We start from the raw sequence: 16,355 nt of genomic DNA on the forward strand, positions 1-16,355 counted from the left end.
TTTCATTTCATCGACTGCCGATTATAGCAACACCTTCTCTGACGTGGCCACGACCTTACCACTCAACTCACGCAGAGCAGTGGCAATGCCGGCGGCGTCGAAGCCGCACTCTTTGTAGAGCTCATCCTGGGTACCATGCTCCACGATACGGTCGGGAATGCCGAGGCGCTTGACGGGCAAGCTGTAGCCGTGGTCGGCCATGAATTCCAGTACTGCCGCACCGAAGCCGCCCGGGAGGCAACCATCTTCCACCGTCACTATGGCCTTATACTGGCGGCAGATATGGTGTAGCATCTCCTTATCAAGCGGCTTGCAGAAGCGCATGTCGTAATGGCCGGGGTTGAGGCCTTCGGCGGCGAGCTGCTGGGTGGCTTTCACGGCGTAGTTGCCGATGTGGCCGATGCTGAGCACTGCCACGCCTTCGCCTTCGCGCACTACGCGGCCAGTGCCGACGGTAATTTTCTTCAGCGGCTTGCGCCACTCCGGCATCACGCCCTCGCCGCGGGGGTAGCGGATGCTGAACGGGCCGGCGTTTTCAGGCAGCGTGGCCGTGTACATCAGGTTGCGCAGCTCTTCCTCATTCATCGGGGCCGATACTACCATGTGCGGGACGCAGCGCATGTAGGCCAGGTCGTAGCAGCCGTGGTGCGTCGGGCCATCGGCGCCAGCGAAACCAGCGCGGTCAAGGCAGAACACCACGTGCAGCTTCTGCAGCGCCACGTCGTGCAGCACTTGGTCGTAGGCGCGCTGCATGAAAGAAGAGTAGATGTTGCAGAACGGCACCAAGCCCTGGGTGGCGAGGCCAGCCGAGAAGGTCACGGCGTGCTGCTCGGCAATGCCCACGTCGAAGGCGCGGTCGGGCATAGCCTTCATCATGATGTTCAGCGAGCAGCCCGAAGGCATGGCCGGCGTCACGCCCATGATTTTGTCGTTCTGCTCGGCCAGTTCCACGATAGTGTGCCCGAACACGTCCTGGTACTTGGGCGGCTGGGGCTTCTCGTAGGTTTTGGTGTGGATTTCGCCCGTCACCTTATCAAACAAACCGGGCGCGTGCCACAGCGTCTGGTCTTTCTCGGCCAGCGCGTAGCCTTTGCCTTTTACCGTTACGCAATGCAGGATTTTGGGACCTGGAATGCTCTTAAGGTCGGTGAGGATGGTGGTCAGGTGCTGCACGTCGTGTCCATCCACGGGGCCGAAGTAGCGGAAGTTCAGGGCCTCGAACAGGTTGCTTTGCTTGAGCAGGGTGGCCTTCATGGCGGCCTCTACCTTGCGGGCAATCTGCTGGGGGTTGGGGCCGAACTTGCTGAGCTTGCCAAGCACGTTCCACAACTCGTCGCGCACCTTGTTGTAGGTGCGGGAGGTGGTAATGTCGGTGAGGTATTCCTTGAGCGCGCCCACGTTGGGGTCAATGCTCATGCAGTTGTCGTTGAGAATAACCAGCAGATTGGAATTGGCCACGCCAGCATGGTTGAGGGCCTCGAAAGCCATACCGGCCGTCATGGCCCCGTCGCCGATTACGGCAATGTGCTGGCGGTCGAATTCCTTTTTGTAGTCGGAAGCCACGGCCATGCCCAGCGCCGCCCCGATGCTGGTGCTGCTATGGCCCACGCCGAAGGCATCGTACTCACTTTCGCTGCGCTTGGGAAAGCCCGACATGCCGTGGTAGCGGCGGTTGGTCGGGAACCGCTCGCGGCGGCCCGTAAGGATCTTGTGGCCATAGGCCTGGTGGCCTACATCCCACACGAGCTGGTCGTAGGGCGTGTTGAACACATAATGCAACGCCACCGACAGCTCCACCACGCCGAGCGAAGCGCCGAAATGACCGCCGTAAATCGAGACGGTATCCACAATAAATTGCCGCAGTTCCTGGCTCACCTGCACCAATTGGTCGGGGCTGAGCTTCTTCAGGTCGTCGGGGGAATTGATTTCCGCCAGCAGGGCACCAGGTTCGACAATCATGCTTTGGGGGTAGGAAATGGGGATAAGTAGCGTGGCAACAGGCAACTGCAGCAGAAAGTTACGCTTCCGTTGCTAAGCTGCTCCGTACTGCCAGCAAAGTTACGGGTTTTCCCTTCCGGCGGATGATGTGAGGATAGGGATGATTCTATAAATCGGACCATGCTACTTCATCACTGAACCCTAACACCTCTGCCCTACCCAAATCCGTACCTTTGCCTAACCACCTAGTTTCCTGTTCATGCCCCAGCTTACCGAAACCCAGGCTGAAGACCAACAGCTGCTCGACAAGCTCCGCCCCTCGCGGATTGTGCTGCCGGTAATCATCGGCTTGAGCGTAGTGGGCTTCATGTTCTGGCGCAGCTACAAGCCCGGCGACCTAGCCCCGCTGGCCCACGCCAAACCGCTCTGGCTGCTGCTGATGCTGGTAGTGCTGGTGGCCCGCGACGCTGGCTACGTGTACCGCATCCGCTACCTCACCCAGAAAGTACTGAGCTGGCGCGCCGCTCTCGACGTAATTATGCTCTGGGAATTCTCGTCATGCGTGCTGCCCTCGGCGGTGGGCGGTACGGCGGTAGCACCGGTGCTGCTACACAAAGAGGGCATTCCGCTGGGCAAATCGGTGGCCTACATCATGGCTACGGCCATGCTCGACAATCTGTACTACGTGCTGGCCGTGCCGCTGGTGGTGCTCATCGGCGGCGACGCGCTGTACCCGCACGAGGCCTTACAGGGTGGCTTGGTGGCCACGTTGCGTATCGGGTTTATTTTAAGCTACGTGTTCGTGACGGTGTATGCGCTACTGATGCTGTACGCCATCTTCATCAATCCGCAGTCAGTGAAGAGGTTGCTGGTGCGGCTGTTTACAGTGCGCGGGTTGCGCCGCTGGCGCAACAGGGCGTATAAAATGGGCAACGAAATGGTGCTGGCCTCGGCCGAGCTGCGCAACAATGGCCGCGCCTACTGGCTGCGCGCCGCCCTCAGTACGGCCTTCGTCTGGACGGCCCGCTATCTGGTTATCGGCTGCCTGATTGCGGCGTTTGTTGACGTGAGCTGGCCGGAGTTCTGGCTGATTTTCGGCCGCAACCTCACCTATAAAGTCATCCTGCTGATTGCTGTTACGCCCGGCGGCGCGGGCATTGCAGAGGGCGCATTTCCCACGTTCTTCGGTAAGTTCATCGGCACGGCCACCATGACCAATTTCATGGTGCTGCTCTACCGCATCCTCACCTACTACCTCTATCTTGTGCTGGGTGCCATCTTCCTGCCCCGCTGGATTAGGCGCATTTATGGCAAGCGGATCACAGAAGGTGCAGATTGAGGGATGCCACAGATTGCAGATGGTGCCAATAAGAAGATGTCGCAGATTTTCGTTCTGATTGAAGCCGAGATCTGTGGTATCCCCTCATCTGCACCATCTGTGCTTTATTTAGTAGCCTCCAACTCCGGGGCAGGCTCGGCGGGTACGGGGCGCTGGTAGGTTTGCCAGAACTCAGGGCGGTACGGCGCTTTTAGCAGCTGCCAGATTTCTCCGTTATTGAGTGTGGGCTCCGTCTTTGGGTCGAGTGGGGCCGCCGTGCCGGGCCAGGCACTGAAGTATTCCTCACACGATGCCTGGCTATAAAAAGCCTCGCCGCCTAATACGCGGCCAACAGTGAGGTTTTGGGCTACGCTGGTAGCCACGTGGTAGCGGCCATCAGCTGCCTTTTGGTACGTCACGACGTGGGCTTTGCGGTTGTCGGAAAACACTTGTGAATAGAGCCGTGAGATGGTGTTTCGGCGACCATAATACTTATGCGCTACGGCGTTGTACTCCACCGTATCTTCCTGCCACAGTGCTTCATAGCGCACCACCGCAAGGTCATCCTGCCGCACGTATACTTTGCCTGCATATCCGGCGGTGAGGCCCATACCGGTTGTGCGGCTGTTGGCCCGCTTGGCCTTAAACCGGATAACATATAGGGCGGTGCCGTTGCGCTGCTCGATGCTGTCGAGTTTCAGCTCGTAGCGGCCCAGTGTACCCATTTTGAACAGCGGCGAAATGCGCACCGGGTCGGAACCGGCCGTATAGAATCCGTGCCCGCCCTGCTCGTAGTGCGCAGCGGATATTGGCTTGACGGTGCGCACCACCACGTTCTTTTCCAGCACTTTGTGCATCTCTTTGACACCCATCATCAGGAAGCCACCATTCCAGTCCTGCAGGCCCGCGGGCTCAAACGTCTGGCTCACATATTCCACTTCGTGGCGTAGCGTGTCGAAGTTGGTGAGGCGGCGGCGGGTATACACTAGGTTGGTGAAATCCTGCCGCTGATAATTGGTGGCCGCGGCCTTTATCACCTTTTTCATGATCCGCCTCGGGTCCTGCGACTGGGCACTCACACGCACATCGGCCAGCGCGAAGGTGGCCGGCAGCAGGCGGATGCTTTGCGCTGCGCCACTCTGCACCGGCAGCGTAGTGGCCTCATAGCCGATGCTGCTCACCTGCAGTAGCTCACCGCGGCGCACTTCCAATCGAAAACGTCCTTGCGCATCCGTTATGGTGCCAGCGCTGCGGGCGGGTACGGCTACTGTGGCGAAGGGCACGGGCTTGCCGGTTTTGCGGTCGAACACCGTGCCGCTAAGTGCAAGAGCAGCGCCGGTTTTAGTGGGCTGACGGAGCGCCGCATTTTGCTGGCCCAACTTGGTTGGCGGCAAGGTAGTAGCCGCTTCCGCAGCTACTGGCTGTAGGGTAGCCCCTGTTGCCATAGCCGCGCTGGGCGGCTTAATGATTTTCAGGTACAAAAGCCCATCAATAGCCTCACTCCAGAGTCCGGAAATCGGCAGAAACTCGAAAGCATACGTGGTCAGGCGGCGTCCCGGCGCATCGTGCTTCAAGCTAATGAAACTGTACTCCTGGCCCTGGATTAGCAGGTTGGCCTCCAAAGAGCCAGGCGCGGGAGTCGGCACCAGTTGATGCTTGCCCCAATAGCCAAAACCGTGGGTGCCGCCGCCGGCCAGCGTGCTGAGCACGTACACGGCATCATCGCCCAGCGCCGCCTTCACGGTCTGGCCCATGGGCTTGAACTGGTGTAGCTCCTCGTTTTCCAGCCCGCTCACTTTGCCGGCCAGATGCCCGATGGCGCCCCAGCACACCACCTTTTCCTGCGGGTGCTGGCGCAGATACCACAGTAGGTTGTCGGCCATCTGCGCGTCGCGGGCGTTGCTGTCTTTGGCTTTGAACTCGGCAGAATCTTTTACGGCCGGGTCGTTGGTGGCATAGTCGTGGGCCTGGGCCTGCAGGCTGCGCAGTTGCTGGAGCCAGAACGCGGCTCGCTCGCGCCGCTGCTTATCGGGGCCGGCGGCTACTTTCGTCAGCAGCTTGCGGGCCTTGCTGAGCTGCATATCAAACAGCAGAATCTGGTGCGAGGGCGGGAAGATAGAATGCTCGCCCATCGTGCTGACGCACTCGTCAAGGTAGTCGTAGGCAATGCCGTCGGCTCCCTTTTCGGGCTTAAGGAAAGTTTCCAGCTCTTCCAGCATTTCGTCGTCGTTCCAGCTCACCTGCGAGTCGAAACCCGTTATGCGCAGGCCGCCTTTGCCCAATAGCGGCAGCATGGCCTGGAACTCCTGCGTCTCGGTCCAGACCGGATACACCGAGGCTGAAATAGCCGCCGGTACTGGCGCACCCCGCTGGATTTCCCGCTCGGCCCGGTCCAGGGCATAGAAGCCACTTTCAAACGCCACCGTAGTAAAGCCCATCTGCTCTTTCAGGAACCGCAGCAGCCGGATGCGGGCCTCCGTGGCCGTGCCTACGCCGTGGGTCGGCTCGCCCAGCATCACCACCCGCGCCCCGCCAATTTCCTGGCGTAGGAAGTTCAGGTCCGAGAAGTCGGTGTCGGCTGGGTTGATGGTGCGTAGCGTGTGCGTGGGTAGCGGATTGGCGGCCGGGGCTTTCTGGGCCAGCATAGTGGTGGAGCTACCGAGCAGCAAAGCCAGGCAAAACAGCGCCAGCCGGCGGATAGGCGAGAACATACGGATAGGATAAGGGGAATGAATATTTAAAGCGGCAAGCTAGAGGCTTTTCCGATTCCACTCTTATTCCATCAACCTGCCACTCCCAGCTGCCAGAAATATTTATTGGTATGTAGCGCGCAAAAAAAACGCCCTGCCGCAAATGCGGCAGGGCGTTTTTACAGATAAGTAAACGCAGCTTAAAGCTGCTGTTGCTTACTCCTTCTCAAGGCGCAGCTCAGCGCCAGCGTCGCTTTTCAGCGTGAGCTTGTCGTCGGTAAGCGTCACTACGTTGAACGAGTTGCTTTGGGCAGCACCATCGGGCGTCATGGTGATGGTTTTGCCGGCCTGATCGAAGGTGTACTTGCCATTCACGGCACCCGCAGGCGAGGTCATGTTGTACTTGCCATCAGCGAAGAAAGTGATACGCTCGTCTTCCTGCGCGTCGGTTTGCTTCACTTTGTCGCCGGTGGCGCTTAGCTCTTTATCGGTTTTCCAGACTTTACTTTGGGTGCCGTAGAGCATATTCACACCTTCCACTTTGCCTTCTTTGCTTCCGCACGAAGCGGCAAACAACGAAACGAGCATCAGGAGGCTGGCCAGATAGCGGAACGGATGGGAGAGAGTTTTCATGGGATGCCGTGCATTGGTTGAGAGATGGAAAAACAGATGTGCAATAGCCAGCGGTTCCGGCCAAACGCTGAAAGCTCCAGCGTTGCGCTTCTTACGGGAGGTTGCGGCAAGATGTTCAACACGCCTATATATGCCTCAATAACTTATTGTTGAACTTGGCGTAATAAGCCAGACGACAGGCTTTCGGGCTGATAGTCGGCACTTTTCCCACTCTTCCAAACCAACGCACGACTATGGGACTCTTTGATTTTCTCTCGAACGAAGGCGAAAAAAAACCTGTTGAACCAGTTAAGCCTGCTACCACCGGCGGCGCTACCGATTTTTTTGGCAATGCCAACGAGAAGGCCGGCGATACTTACACCGTAGTAAGCGGCGACTCGCTCTCCAAAATTGCCCGCAACCATTACGGCGACGGCACCAAGTGGAAGCAGATTTACGAAGCCAACAAAGCCATTATCGGCTCCGACCCCGACAAGATTGAAATTGGCCAGGTCCTGACGCTACCAAAAGAGTAGCATTTCCTAAAACCTGGAAATATCCTAAAAGCCACCCTTTACAGGGTGGCTTTTTTTATGCTTTTTCCCAATCATCATCTTCTGAAACAAGTGTCCTGCACTAGTTATTTTGCGTAGCCGAGCGCCACTATTTCATCATCAGAAGGTGTGTCAAAATCCCCTGAAGCCACTTTTAAAAGCAAGTATTTTGCTTATTGACCACAGCAACCCGTCTATCCTATCAGCTTGTATACACAACATCTACAGGCACATAGCGCAGCATCATTCTATATTGCTGCCTTGGGCTAGGGCCACTCAATGTGGTTGATCCGGCTACAGAAAAAAATAAAGCACAACGCTTGCAGATATCAAAACTGCGTCTATACCTTTGCAATACCAACCCGGTACTCCCCCGCTCGCGGCGGGGAAGTTTTCATAGGATTTATACAGAAGTGGCGAGAGACTAGGCTCCCTGACCCACTGGCAACCTTCGACCGCGCGAAAGGTGCCAATTCCTACCCGACCAGCCATTTGGCGGCGGGGCATATAACCTCGGAGTACCATGGAAAACACCCTCGCTTTCGCTCTTCAGTACCCCACCGCTCCGGCCGCCTTCGGGCCTGCCGCTTTGCTGTGGGGTTTCCGCATTGCTTCGGTTGCCGCCCTGGCTGCTGACCGAATGCGAATGCGCGGCTGTTGCGACGTGCCTTGTTGCTGTTGCTAGCCTGATTTCGGCTACGCAGCGCCCCTCTCCCTTTTTGCCCCAGCCCTGACCGGCATCTGCCCCTAGTGGCATCCGGCGGCTTCCATCTCCGGTATCTGGCCTGTTCCCTGCGCGGTTCGGCAGTCTTGCGGTGGTCTCGGCTACGCTTCGGCGCGGCTTCTCAGCGGTTTACGCTCCCTCTTCCCATATCCACAACGCCTTCAAAACCAGCAGTATCATGTCCACGCAGAACTTCCACTTCGAGACGCTCCAACTCCACGCCGGCCAGCAGCCCGACCCTGTAACCGGCTCCCGCGCCGTGCCCATTCATCAGACTACCAGCTACGTGTTCAAGAATGCCGAGCACGGCGCCAACCTGTTTGCACTTAAGGAGTTCGGTAACATCTACACTCGCCTGATGAACCCTACTACCGACGTGTTTGAGCAGCGCGTGGCGGCGCTTGAAGGCGGCGTGGCGGCGTTGGCAGTATCATCGGGACAGGCGGCGCAGTTCATTGCCCTGAACAACATCCTGCAGGCCGGCGACAATTTTGTGAGCACCACCCACCTATACGGCGGCACCTACAACCAGTTTAAAGTGGCCTTTAAGCGCCTGGGCATCGAGGTGCGCTTCGCTGATGGCGACCAGCCAAGCACATTTGAGGCGCTGATTGACGACAAAACCAAGGCCATTTACCTGGAAACCATTGGCAACCCCAGCTTCAGCATTCCCGACTTTGAAGCCATTGCTGCCGTTGCCAACCGGCACGACCTACCACTCATCGTCGACAACACGTTTGGGGCGGGCGGCTACCTGTTCCGGCCGCTGGAGCACGGCGCGCACATTGTGGTGGAATCGGCTACGAAGTGGATTGGCGGGCACGGCACCAGCATTGGGGGCGTAATTGTGGATGGCGGCAAATATGACTTCGGCAACGGCAAGTTCCCGCAGTTCACGGAGCCTTCCGATGGCTATCATGGCCTGGTTTTCAACGACGTATTCGGCAAGAATGGTCCATTTGGCAACATTGCCTTCATCATCCGGGCCCGGGTGGAAGGCCTGCGCGACTTTGGTCCGTCGCAGAGTCCGTTCAACTCCTTTCTGCTGCTGCAGGGCCTCGAAACGCTGAGCCTTCGGGTGGAACGCACTGTGGAAAACGCCTTGCGCGTAGCTACCTGGCTGGAGCAGCACCCGCAGGTGGAAGCCGTGAACTACCCCGGCCTGCCGAGCAGCTCCTACCACCGCTTGGCCCAGAAATACCTGAAGCGCGGCTACGGCGGTGTACTCACCTTCGCCATCAAAGGCAGCAAGGAAACCGCCACCCAGTTCATTGACAACCTGAAGCTGGTGAGCCACCTAGCCAATGTGGGCGACGCCAAAACGCTCATCATCCAGCCATCGGCCACCACGCACCAGCAGCTATCCGACGAGGAGCAGCGCGCCGCCGGCGTACTGCCCACGCTGTTGCGCCTGTCGGTGGGCATCGAGCATTTCGATGATATCCGCGCTGATTTGCAGCAGGCGTTTGATGCCGTGCGCAATGCCGCCACGCCTGACGTTACCGAAACTACGCTGCTACCTGAGGTGCAGCCCGAACATGCCGCACCGCTGGAGGTGTAAGTGAGAGTGGGGTTGCAGGTGGGCTGTTTTTGAGAGGGCAGCCCGCCCCGCCTCCAGTTTTGCGGCGCGCGGGCAGGGCCACGGTTTTTTTGTGAGAGAGGAAACCGATGCGTGCTGCCCGCCCATGGCCGGGGCTGGGTTGGCCTAGCCAGCTCAGCCCACGGACCATGGATATTTTCACTACCAGTGCTGCCAAGCCAACGCCTATCTGCCGGGCCTGCGGCCGCCGCTAACTGGTATCCAGAACATCTTACGTTGCTTTTCGCCTTGGTCGTGCCAGTTTTTGCCAGGCCAGTTACCGGGCTTTTCCCTGCTATGAAATCCACTGCTATTTCCTCCGACGAGCCGCACGTGTTCCGGCTGCCCCGGCCGCTGCGGCTGGAAAGCGGGGCGCTCCTGCCGCGGGTGGAAATAACCTACCAGACCTACGGCCGTCTGAATGCCGCCCGCGACAACGTGGTGTGGGTGTGCCACGCCCTCACGGCCAACGCCAGCGTGCTCGACTGGTGGCCGGGTTTATTCGGTGCCGGTTGCCATTTCGATCCGGCCGAGTGGTTTATCGTATGCGCCAACGTGCTGGGCTCCTGCTACGGCAGCACCGGCCCGGTTTCGCCCCCGGATTCAGAGGCCGAGTCGCTGTACCACGCGTTTCCGCTCGTGACGGTGCGCGACCTGGTAGCGGCGCACGAGGCTCTGCGTGAGCATCTGGCGCTGCGCCAGATTCATACGCTCATTGGTGGTTCGTTGGGCGGGCAACAGGCCGTGGAATGGGCCGTGCAGCAGCCCACGCTGTTTGAAAATCTGGTATTGATTGCCACCAACGCCCGCCACTCTGCCTGGGGTATTGCCTTCAACGAGTCGCAGCGGCTGGCCATCTTCGCCGACCCGACTTACGCGGCCGCCACACCCGAAGGCGGCGCCGCGGGCCTGCGGGCGGCCCGGGCCATTGCGCTGCTCAGCTACCGCAGCTACGACGCCTACCAGCGCAGCCAGACAGAAACCAACGACGACACGCTGGACAACCACCGCGCCAGCTCCTACCAGCGCTACCAGGGCGACAAGCTGGTAGCCCGTTTTAATGCTTACTCCTACGTGGCGCTCAGCCGCACCATGGACTCGCACCACGTGGGGCGGGGCCGTGGCGGAGTGCCGGAGGCGCTGGGCCGCATCCGGGCCCGCACCCTCGTGATTGGCATTGCGTCGGATGTGCTGTTTCCGCCTACCGAGCAGCAACTGCTGGCCCGCTACATCCAGGGTGCCACTTATGCCGAAATGGATTCGCAGTACGGCCACGACGGCTTTTTGCTGGAAACCACCCAACTCACGCATTTTCTCGAACGATTTTCCGTCCAGACCTATGTCCATTAATTCCGCTGCGACTGCTGCTCCCCTTCGTATTGGCCTGATTGGGTTCGGCTGCGTGGGCCAGGGCCTTTATGACATTCTGCAGCAACAGCCCGAATCCGGGTTCGAAATTGCCCGCATTGCCGTCAAGAGCACCACCAAGGCCCGCACGCTGCCGCTGGAGCGGTTCGACTTCAAGGCTGATGACTTGTTGCAGGATGCCTCGCTGGATGTACTGGTAGAGGTAATTGACGACGCCGACGAGGCTTTCCGGCTGGTGCGCGAGGCCTTGCGCCAGGGCCGCCGCGTGGTTACGGCCAACAAGGCCATGCTGGCCCGGCACCTGCCGGAGCTGGTGCAACTGCAGCAGCAAACCGGCGGCACGCTGCTCTACGAAGCGGCCGTGTGCGGCAGCATTCCTATCATCCGGACGCTGGATGCCTATTTCGGGGCCGAGCCGCTGCGTAGCGTAACCGGCATCCTCAACGGCTCCTCCAACTACGTGCTGACCCGCATGGGCGAGCAGGGTGCCGACTACGCGCCGGCGCTGGCCGAAGCGCAGCAGAAAGGCTTCGCCGAAACCGACCCCACGCTGGATATGGGTGCTTTCGACCCGCGCTCCAAGGCCGTGATTCTGGCGGCCCACGCCTACGGCACCTTCCTGCAGCCCGACGATGTGCTGAACCTAGGCATTGAGAGCATCAGCGCGGTGGATATTGCGTTTGCTGCCACATTGGGCCGCAAAATCAAAGTAGTGGCCGGCCTACAGCGCCTACCCGACGGCCGCGTAACCGCCCTGGTAACGCCCCTGCTCGTAGCGTCCGAGTCGCCGCTTTACGCCGTAGACCACGAGTTCAACGGCGTGGTGATTGAAGCTGATTTTGCAGGGGAACAGTTTCTGCGCGGCCGCGGAGCTGGCGGATACCCCACCGGCTCGGCCGTACTCGCCGATCTGGCCGCTATCCGCCAGGGCTACGCTTACCAGTACCCGAAGCTGCACGCCGCGCCCCTCCCCTACGCTACCGACTTGGAACTGGAAATCTACCTGCGCACCGACGAGGACCGCCTGATTGACGCGCTGGACTTCACCGAAATATCGGAGGAAGCCGACGAGGACGGCTACGTGGTAGGCTACGTGGCCCTGGCCAACCTGCTGCGCCTGCGCGACAAGCTGCGCGAGTACGGCGCGTTTGTGGTACGCACCGGCCAGGTTCGCCCGCTTTCCTCGCCAGTGGCAGCTCGGGAGTTTGAGGAGGCTCTGTAGCAACTTAGCAAAGCAAAAAAGCCACTCAACAGCTAGTTGAGTGGCTTTTTTGCTTTGCTGGAATTGGCAGTTTACTCAAACACCACTCGCACGTCGGCTAGCTGCTCGGCATGTACTATATAGGTGCCAGCGGGCAGGTTTTCGCGCAGTAGCACTTGGTCGGGCTGCTGCCAGCGGAAGCGGCGCACCACCCGGCCGGTAAGGTCGAGTAATTGCGCCTGCTGGGGCCGGAACGCCGCGCCGCGCGGTACGGCCAGCCGGATTTCGGTGGTGGCGGGTACCGGATACGCTTGCGAACCTACTCGGCCGGTTGCTTTGGCGGCACTCAGCACCGTGCCGGGCTGACGCAGCAACGGGCGCAAAAAGTCGCGGATGGTGCGGAAGGTCGTATCGGCGTAGGCTAGGCCGGCGGCGCTGCTGCTTTCGAACGGAATGTGGCCGGCGCCGCGCAAGGTGCGCAGCGTGTTCGGGATGCCCACGGCGGTGGCGCGGGGATGGAGCCGGCCGCTGCCTACTACATACTTGGGTGGCAAACCGCCCCCAACGCGGCCCTGCGCGTAGGGCACCACGGCATCGGCGGTGCCATGCACGCTGCATAGTGGCACGTTGCCGGGCTCCAGATACGCTACGCTTTCGGTAGCACCGCTCAGGTTAAGCACAGCCAATGCGGCGCTGCTGTAGCCAGGGTTGCCACTGCTGCCTTCGATGCCGCCCAGCGTGGCCAAGCCCACGTAGCCCGGCACTTCACTGTCTTTATCGAGGTAGCCAACCTGCAGCGCGGCAAACGCACCGGCCGACGAACCGCCGACCACAATGTAGCGCGGATTGACACGATAGGTGCGGGTGGTAGCGGCGTCGCGGCGGAAGAAGCGTACGGCGGCTCGCAGGTCTTGCATACCGCGGATGGCGGCTCGGGCTACGTTCACAGTGTCAAAAGGAAAGAAGCCCAAGCGGTACTCAATGCTGGCCGTGACGTAGCCGAGCCGGGCAAAGCGGGTGCATACTTCCACCATGTAAGGGTCGGTGCGCGAGCCTACCAGAAAGCCGCCCTGATGCGCGAAGATGATAACCGGCCGGCGGCTCACGGTGTCGCCGGTGGGCTGGTAGATGTCCATGAGCAGCGTCTGGGGCGTGCCGGCAAAGTTGGGCGCCGAGCCGTAAGTGACGTTGCTGCTGACCGTGACGTTCGGGAATACGGGCTGGTAGTAGCGGCCCCGCGTGGTATCAATCTGGGCGTGAGCAGCCGTGAGCAAACCCAGGCAGGCCAATAGCAGCAGTACGATTTTCTTCATGATGAGCAGCTTTAGACAGTGGCGCGAAGGATTTTTCGCAGTTGGCATACAAGCAGTTGGAACGGCCCAGGCAACTTACGCACCGCTCCGAAATCCTCTTTGGCAGGACGTGGAAAACCGAGGCAGGGTTCCGTAAGTTTGCGGCTGACCCTCACACCGGCCCGTTTATGCCCACCATTGCGCCTCCTTTCCTGCGTCCTGGCGACCAGGTAGCCATCGTTTGCCCCGCCCGTTCGGCCTCACACCAGGAGCTGGCCGCCGCCGTGGCGGTGCTGGAAAGCTGGCAGCTGCGCGTGGTGCTGGGCGAAAGCACCAACAGCACGCACCACCAGTTCGGCGGCGACGACGACCTGCGCCGCCGCGACTTTCAGCAGCAGCTCGACAACCCCGAAATCCGCGCCATTCTGAGCGCCCGCGGTGGCTATGGCACCACCCGCATCATCGACCAGATCGACTTTTCGCGCTTCGCCGCAAACCCTAAATGGGTGGCCGGCTTCTCCGACATCACCACGCTCAACTGCCACCTGCTGGCGCTCGGCCACCAAAGTATTCATGGCGTGATGCCGCTGCTGTTTGGGCAGACTGGCGGTGAGGAGTCGCTGGAAAGTCTGCGGCGGGCGCTGTTCGGGGAGGAAGTACGCTACGAGGTGGCGCCGCACCAACTCAACCGTTTCGGCACGGCCACCGGCGAACTAGTGGGCGGCAACCTCAGCCTGCTCCAGACGCTCACCGGTACCCACTCCGACGTGGCCACGGCCGGCCGCATCCTGTTCCTGGAAGATATCGACGAGTACCTGTATGCCATTGACCGGATGATGGTGCATTTGGACCGCACCGGCAAGCTGCGCGACCTGGCCGGCCTGATTGTAGGGCACTTCACCAACCCGCAGGACAACACCATTCCTTACGGCCAGACGCCCAACGAAATCATCCAGCATTACGCCACTAAGTACGATTTCCCGGTAGCGCACAACTTCCCCGTCGGCCACGAACCCCACAACATGGCCCTGATCTGCGGCCGCCCGGCCCGCCTCACCGTGGATGCCGCCGGCAGCCGGCTGGCGTATGTGTAACCTGTAATTTACTGACTGATGCTCGTCACGATTCATCTTGTTACTGCGCCGGAGTTTGCAACTCATGCCGATGGCCTGGCCGAGCTACTGCGCGACGCCGTTGATTCGGGTGCTTCGGTAGGCTTTCTGCCGCCGCTGGCGGCCACGGAGGCCCGGGAGTTCTGGGCGGGCATAGAGCAAAACGTGGCCGCGGGCACTACGCTACTGCTAGTTGCCGAAGAGTCTGGCCAGTTAGCAGGCACCGTGCAGCTGGTACTGGCCACCAAACCCAACGGCCTGCACCGCGCCGAAGTATCCAAGCTGCTAGTACATTCCCGGTTCCAGCGCCGTGGTATTGGGCGGCAGCTGATGGTGGCTGTGGAAGAACTGGCCCGCCAGCACCAGCGTAGCACGTTGGTCCTCGATACGCTGCAGGGTGCCGGCTCTGAGCAGCTGTATCAGCAGTTAGGTTACGTGGCCGCAGGCGCCATTCCGCAGTTTGCCCGCGTAGCCAGCGGCGCGCTGGAAGCTACTGTGGTGTATTACAAGCTGCTGTCAGGTACCAGGCAGTAGCGCGAACTTTGTAGTTCGCGTCCCCGCGCCGATGGATCCGCTATAACGGCGCATGGACGCGAACTACAAAGTTCGCGCTACAGAGCGGACGGTGCTTTAGCCGACGTGCGGCGTAACGCCCACTACAGGGCTGCCACATTCTTCCCTCTAAACGAAGTGAGGCATTCTGGCGAAGCCGTTGAACGACTTCACCAAAATGCCTCACTTCATTAGGGCAGCCCTGAAAAATTACTCGCCGTACACTGTTTGCAGCACCGTTTGGCCTACAGCTTTTAGCGTGCGTTTGTCGATGACGCTCATGTTGTCGTCGGTGGTGTGATGGTAGGGCTGGAATTGGCCGGTGGGCAGGTAGTCGATGATGTCGATGGTGCGGATGCCGGCTTCGTTGGTGAAAGCATGGTCGTCGGTGATGCCGGGCGAATCCTGGAATAGGAAGTAGTCGGAGTAGCCGATTTGGGCAGCCAGGTTCCAGACTTTGTTCACGATGTCGTTGGCCTTATCCCGGGAAATACCTTCGCGGGTGAACTTGGCATTCTTCGCGCCCACCATGTCCAGCAGAATCCCGAATTCTGGCTTGTAGTTGCCGGGAATCAGGTTTTTGCTCCAGTACTGTGACCCCAGGCACCAGCTGGAGCCACCCGACGTTTCCTGGCTGGCCAGCTGGTTGGTTAGCTCGCCCTGGGTGCTGGAATCGTAGCCGTAGTCTTCGGAGTCAAACAAGATGAAGTCGATGCCGACGGCGGGCGTGAGGCTATCGGGCTGGGCAGCCAGCACGCGGGCCATTTCCAAGGCCACACCTACGCCGCTGGCCCCATCGGAAGCGCCATCCAGCGGGGCGTTTTTGCGCTTGGTATCCTTGTCGGCAAACGGACGGGTATCCCAGTGCGTGAAGACAGCCACGCGGCGTGCGGCCTGCGGCTGAAACTGCGCGATGATGTTGCGCGACTTCAGCATTTTGCCATCAAAAGCCATAGCCACAAACGGCTGCTCCCGCACTGTTAGTCCCAGCGCCTTGAACTTGTTTATCACCCAGTCGCCGGTGTTTACGTGGGCGGGCGTGTTGGGCACCCGCGGCCCGAAAGCCACCTGCTTGGCCACGTAGGCGTAGGCCGAATCGGGGTTGAAAGCTGGCGCAGCCGCCAGCTTGGCTGGCGCTTCCACCTCGGTGGTAGCAGGCTTTTTGTCGGGGCAGCCAGTGAGCAGCAGCAGCGCGGCCAGAGCAGCCGGCGCAAGGCGGAAGAGTTTCATTAGGCAAGAATAAAGAACGTCATGCAGAGGCGCAGCCGAAGCATCTCGCGTGCTGTGATTGAGTTAATAATAAGGAACGTCATGCTTGATCTGGCGTCCGCTTGCCGAAGCATCTCTACTGCTTCGTTGCACTGGTTCACGCGAAGCGGTAGAGATGGTTCGGCTAGCGGGTGCCTGGGTTAGCG

Annotated in this window: 12 protein-coding genes and 1 riboswitch; of the genes, 7 read left to right on the forward strand and 5 right to left on the reverse strand. The window is 60.0% G+C overall.

What is annotated here, in order from left to right; genetic code table 11:
* Positions 1-21 precede the first annotated feature (21 nt).
* Positions 22-1,959: a 1-deoxy-D-xylulose-5-phosphate synthase gene (gene dxs / locus H8B14_RS20575; protein ID WP_187317562.1), complete on the reverse strand. Its 1,938-nt coding sequence runs from the start codon at positions 1,957-1,959 to the stop codon at positions 22-24.
* Positions 1,960-2,197: 238 nt separating this feature from the next.
* Between dxs and H8B14_RS20580 the strand changes: the two genes are divergently transcribed.
* Positions 2,198-3,277 carry a lysylphosphatidylglycerol synthase transmembrane domain-containing protein gene (locus H8B14_RS20580; RefSeq protein ID WP_187317563.1) on the forward strand — a complete coding sequence of 360 codons (1,080 nt, stop codon included), beginning with the start codon at positions 2,198-2,200 and terminating at the stop codon, positions 3,275-3,277.
* Positions 3,278-3,381: 104 nt separating this feature from the next.
* Here H8B14_RS20580 and H8B14_RS20585 read toward each other — a convergent pair whose 3' ends face one another.
* A complete protein-coding gene (locus tag H8B14_RS20585; protein WP_187317564.1) occupies positions 3,382-5,967 on the reverse strand; it encodes an erythromycin esterase family protein in 2,586 nt (861 codons plus the stop codon).
* A 195-nt stretch (positions 5,968-6,162) separates the two neighbouring features.
* The gene (locus tag H8B14_RS20590; RefSeq protein ID WP_187317565.1) at positions 6,163-6,579 is read right to left on the reverse strand and encodes a lipocalin-like domain-containing protein; all 417 of its coding nucleotides are present in this window, start codon (positions 6,577-6,579) and stop codon (positions 6,163-6,165) included.
* A gap of 233 nt (positions 6,580-6,812) precedes the next feature.
* On the opposite strand from H8B14_RS20590, the gene H8B14_RS20595 reads away from it, so the two are divergent.
* From H8B14_RS20595 to H8B14_RS20610, 4 genes are all read left to right on the forward strand, one after another.
* Positions 6,813-7,094 carry a LysM peptidoglycan-binding domain-containing protein gene (locus H8B14_RS20595; RefSeq protein ID WP_187317566.1) on the forward strand — a complete coding sequence of 94 codons (282 nt, stop codon included), beginning with the start codon at positions 6,813-6,815 and terminating at the stop codon, positions 7,092-7,094.
* Positions 7,095-7,512: 418 nt separating this feature from the next.
* A riboswitch (SAM riboswitch) is annotated at positions 7,513-7,626 on the forward strand.
* 388 nt (positions 7,627-8,014) lie between these two features.
* Positions 8,015-9,397: an O-acetylhomoserine aminocarboxypropyltransferase/cysteine synthase family protein gene (locus H8B14_RS20600; RefSeq protein ID WP_187317567.1), complete on the forward strand. Its 1,383-nt coding sequence runs from the start codon at positions 8,015-8,017 to the stop codon at positions 9,395-9,397.
* A gap of 315 nt (positions 9,398-9,712) precedes the next feature.
* Positions 9,713-10,765: a homoserine O-acetyltransferase family protein gene (locus tag H8B14_RS20605; protein ID WP_187317568.1), complete on the forward strand. Its 1,053-nt coding sequence runs from the start codon at positions 9,713-9,715 to the stop codon at positions 10,763-10,765.
* Positions 10,755-12,005 carry a homoserine dehydrogenase gene (locus tag H8B14_RS20610; RefSeq protein ID WP_187317569.1) on the forward strand — a complete coding sequence of 417 codons (1,251 nt, stop codon included), beginning with the start codon at positions 10,755-10,757 and terminating at the stop codon, positions 12,003-12,005. Before H8B14_RS20605 ends, H8B14_RS20610 begins: the two co-directional genes overlap by 11 nt.
* Before the next feature lie 71 nt (positions 12,006-12,076).
* Here the strand turns inward: H8B14_RS20610 and H8B14_RS20615 are convergent, their stop codons facing one another.
* Complete coding sequence (locus H8B14_RS20615; protein WP_187317570.1) at positions 12,077-13,297, reverse strand: carboxylesterase family protein; 1,221 nt, start codon at positions 13,295-13,297, stop codon at positions 12,077-12,079.
* Positions 13,298-13,464: 167 nt separating this feature from the next.
* Between H8B14_RS20615 and H8B14_RS20620 the strand changes: the two genes are divergently transcribed.
* Both H8B14_RS20620 and H8B14_RS20625 read left to right on the forward strand, forming a co-directional pair.
* Positions 13,465-14,370: a S66 peptidase family protein gene (locus H8B14_RS20620; protein WP_187317571.1), complete on the forward strand. Its 906-nt coding sequence runs from the start codon at positions 13,465-13,467 to the stop codon at positions 14,368-14,370.
* Positions 14,371-14,388: 18 nt separating this feature from the next.
* Positions 14,389-14,922, forward strand: a complete 534-nt coding sequence (locus H8B14_RS20625) for a GNAT family N-acetyltransferase (protein ID WP_187317572.1) — start codon at positions 14,389-14,391, stop codon at positions 14,920-14,922.
* Positions 14,923-15,150: 228 nt separating this feature from the next.
* Here H8B14_RS20625 and H8B14_RS20630 read toward each other — a convergent pair whose 3' ends face one another.
* Positions 15,151-16,170, reverse strand: coding sequence for a M28 family peptidase (locus tag H8B14_RS20630; protein ID WP_187317573.1), 1,020 nt, complete (start codon positions 16,168-16,170; stop codon positions 15,151-15,153).
* Positions 16,171-16,355: the final 185 nt, after the last annotated feature.

Origin of the sequence: Hymenobacter puniceus, assembly GCF_014333525.1 — a bacterium.
In the GTDB taxonomy this organism is placed as follows: domain Bacteria; phylum Bacteroidota; class Bacteroidia; order Cytophagales; family Hymenobacteraceae; genus Hymenobacter.

Excerpts from the sequence above, each read along its gene's own strand:
- H8B14_RS20590 (WP_187317565.1), bottom strand. The coding sequence starts at position 6,579 with ATGAAAACTCTCTCCCATCCGTTCCGCTATCTGGCCAGCCTCCTGATG.
- H8B14_RS20600 (WP_187317567.1), top strand. The coding sequence starts at position 8,015 with ATGTCCACGCAGAACTTCCACTTCGAGACGCTCCAACTCCACGCCGGC.
- dxs (WP_187317562.1), bottom strand. The coding sequence starts at position 1,959 with ATGATTGTCGAACCTGGTGCCCTGCTGGCGGAAATCAATTCCCCCGAC.
- H8B14_RS20620 (WP_187317571.1), top strand. The coding sequence starts at position 13,465 with ATGCCCACCATTGCGCCTCCTTTCCTGCGTCCTGGCGACCAGGTAGCC.
- H8B14_RS20630 (WP_187317573.1), bottom strand. The coding sequence starts at position 16,170 with ATGAAACTCTTCCGCCTTGCGCCGGCTGCTCTGGCCGCGCTGCTGCTG.
- H8B14_RS20625 (WP_187317572.1), top strand. The coding sequence starts at position 14,389 with ATGCTCGTCACGATTCATCTTGTTACTGCGCCGGAGTTTGCAACTCAT.
- H8B14_RS20605 (WP_187317568.1), top strand. The coding sequence starts at position 9,713 with ATGAAATCCACTGCTATTTCCTCCGACGAGCCGCACGTGTTCCGGCTG.
- H8B14_RS20585 (WP_187317564.1), bottom strand. The coding sequence starts at position 5,967 with ATGTTCTCGCCTATCCGCCGGCTGGCGCTGTTTTGCCTGGCTTTGCTG.
- H8B14_RS20610 (WP_187317569.1), top strand. The coding sequence starts at position 10,755 with ATGTCCATTAATTCCGCTGCGACTGCTGCTCCCCTTCGTATTGGCCTG.
- H8B14_RS20595 (WP_187317566.1), top strand. The coding sequence starts at position 6,813 with ATGGGACTCTTTGATTTTCTCTCGAACGAAGGCGAAAAAAAACCTGTT.
- H8B14_RS20580 (WP_187317563.1), top strand. The coding sequence starts at position 2,198 with ATGCCCCAGCTTACCGAAACCCAGGCTGAAGACCAACAGCTGCTCGAC.
- H8B14_RS20615 (WP_187317570.1), bottom strand. The coding sequence starts at position 13,297 with ATGAAGAAAATCGTACTGCTGCTATTGGCCTGCCTGGGTTTGCTCACG.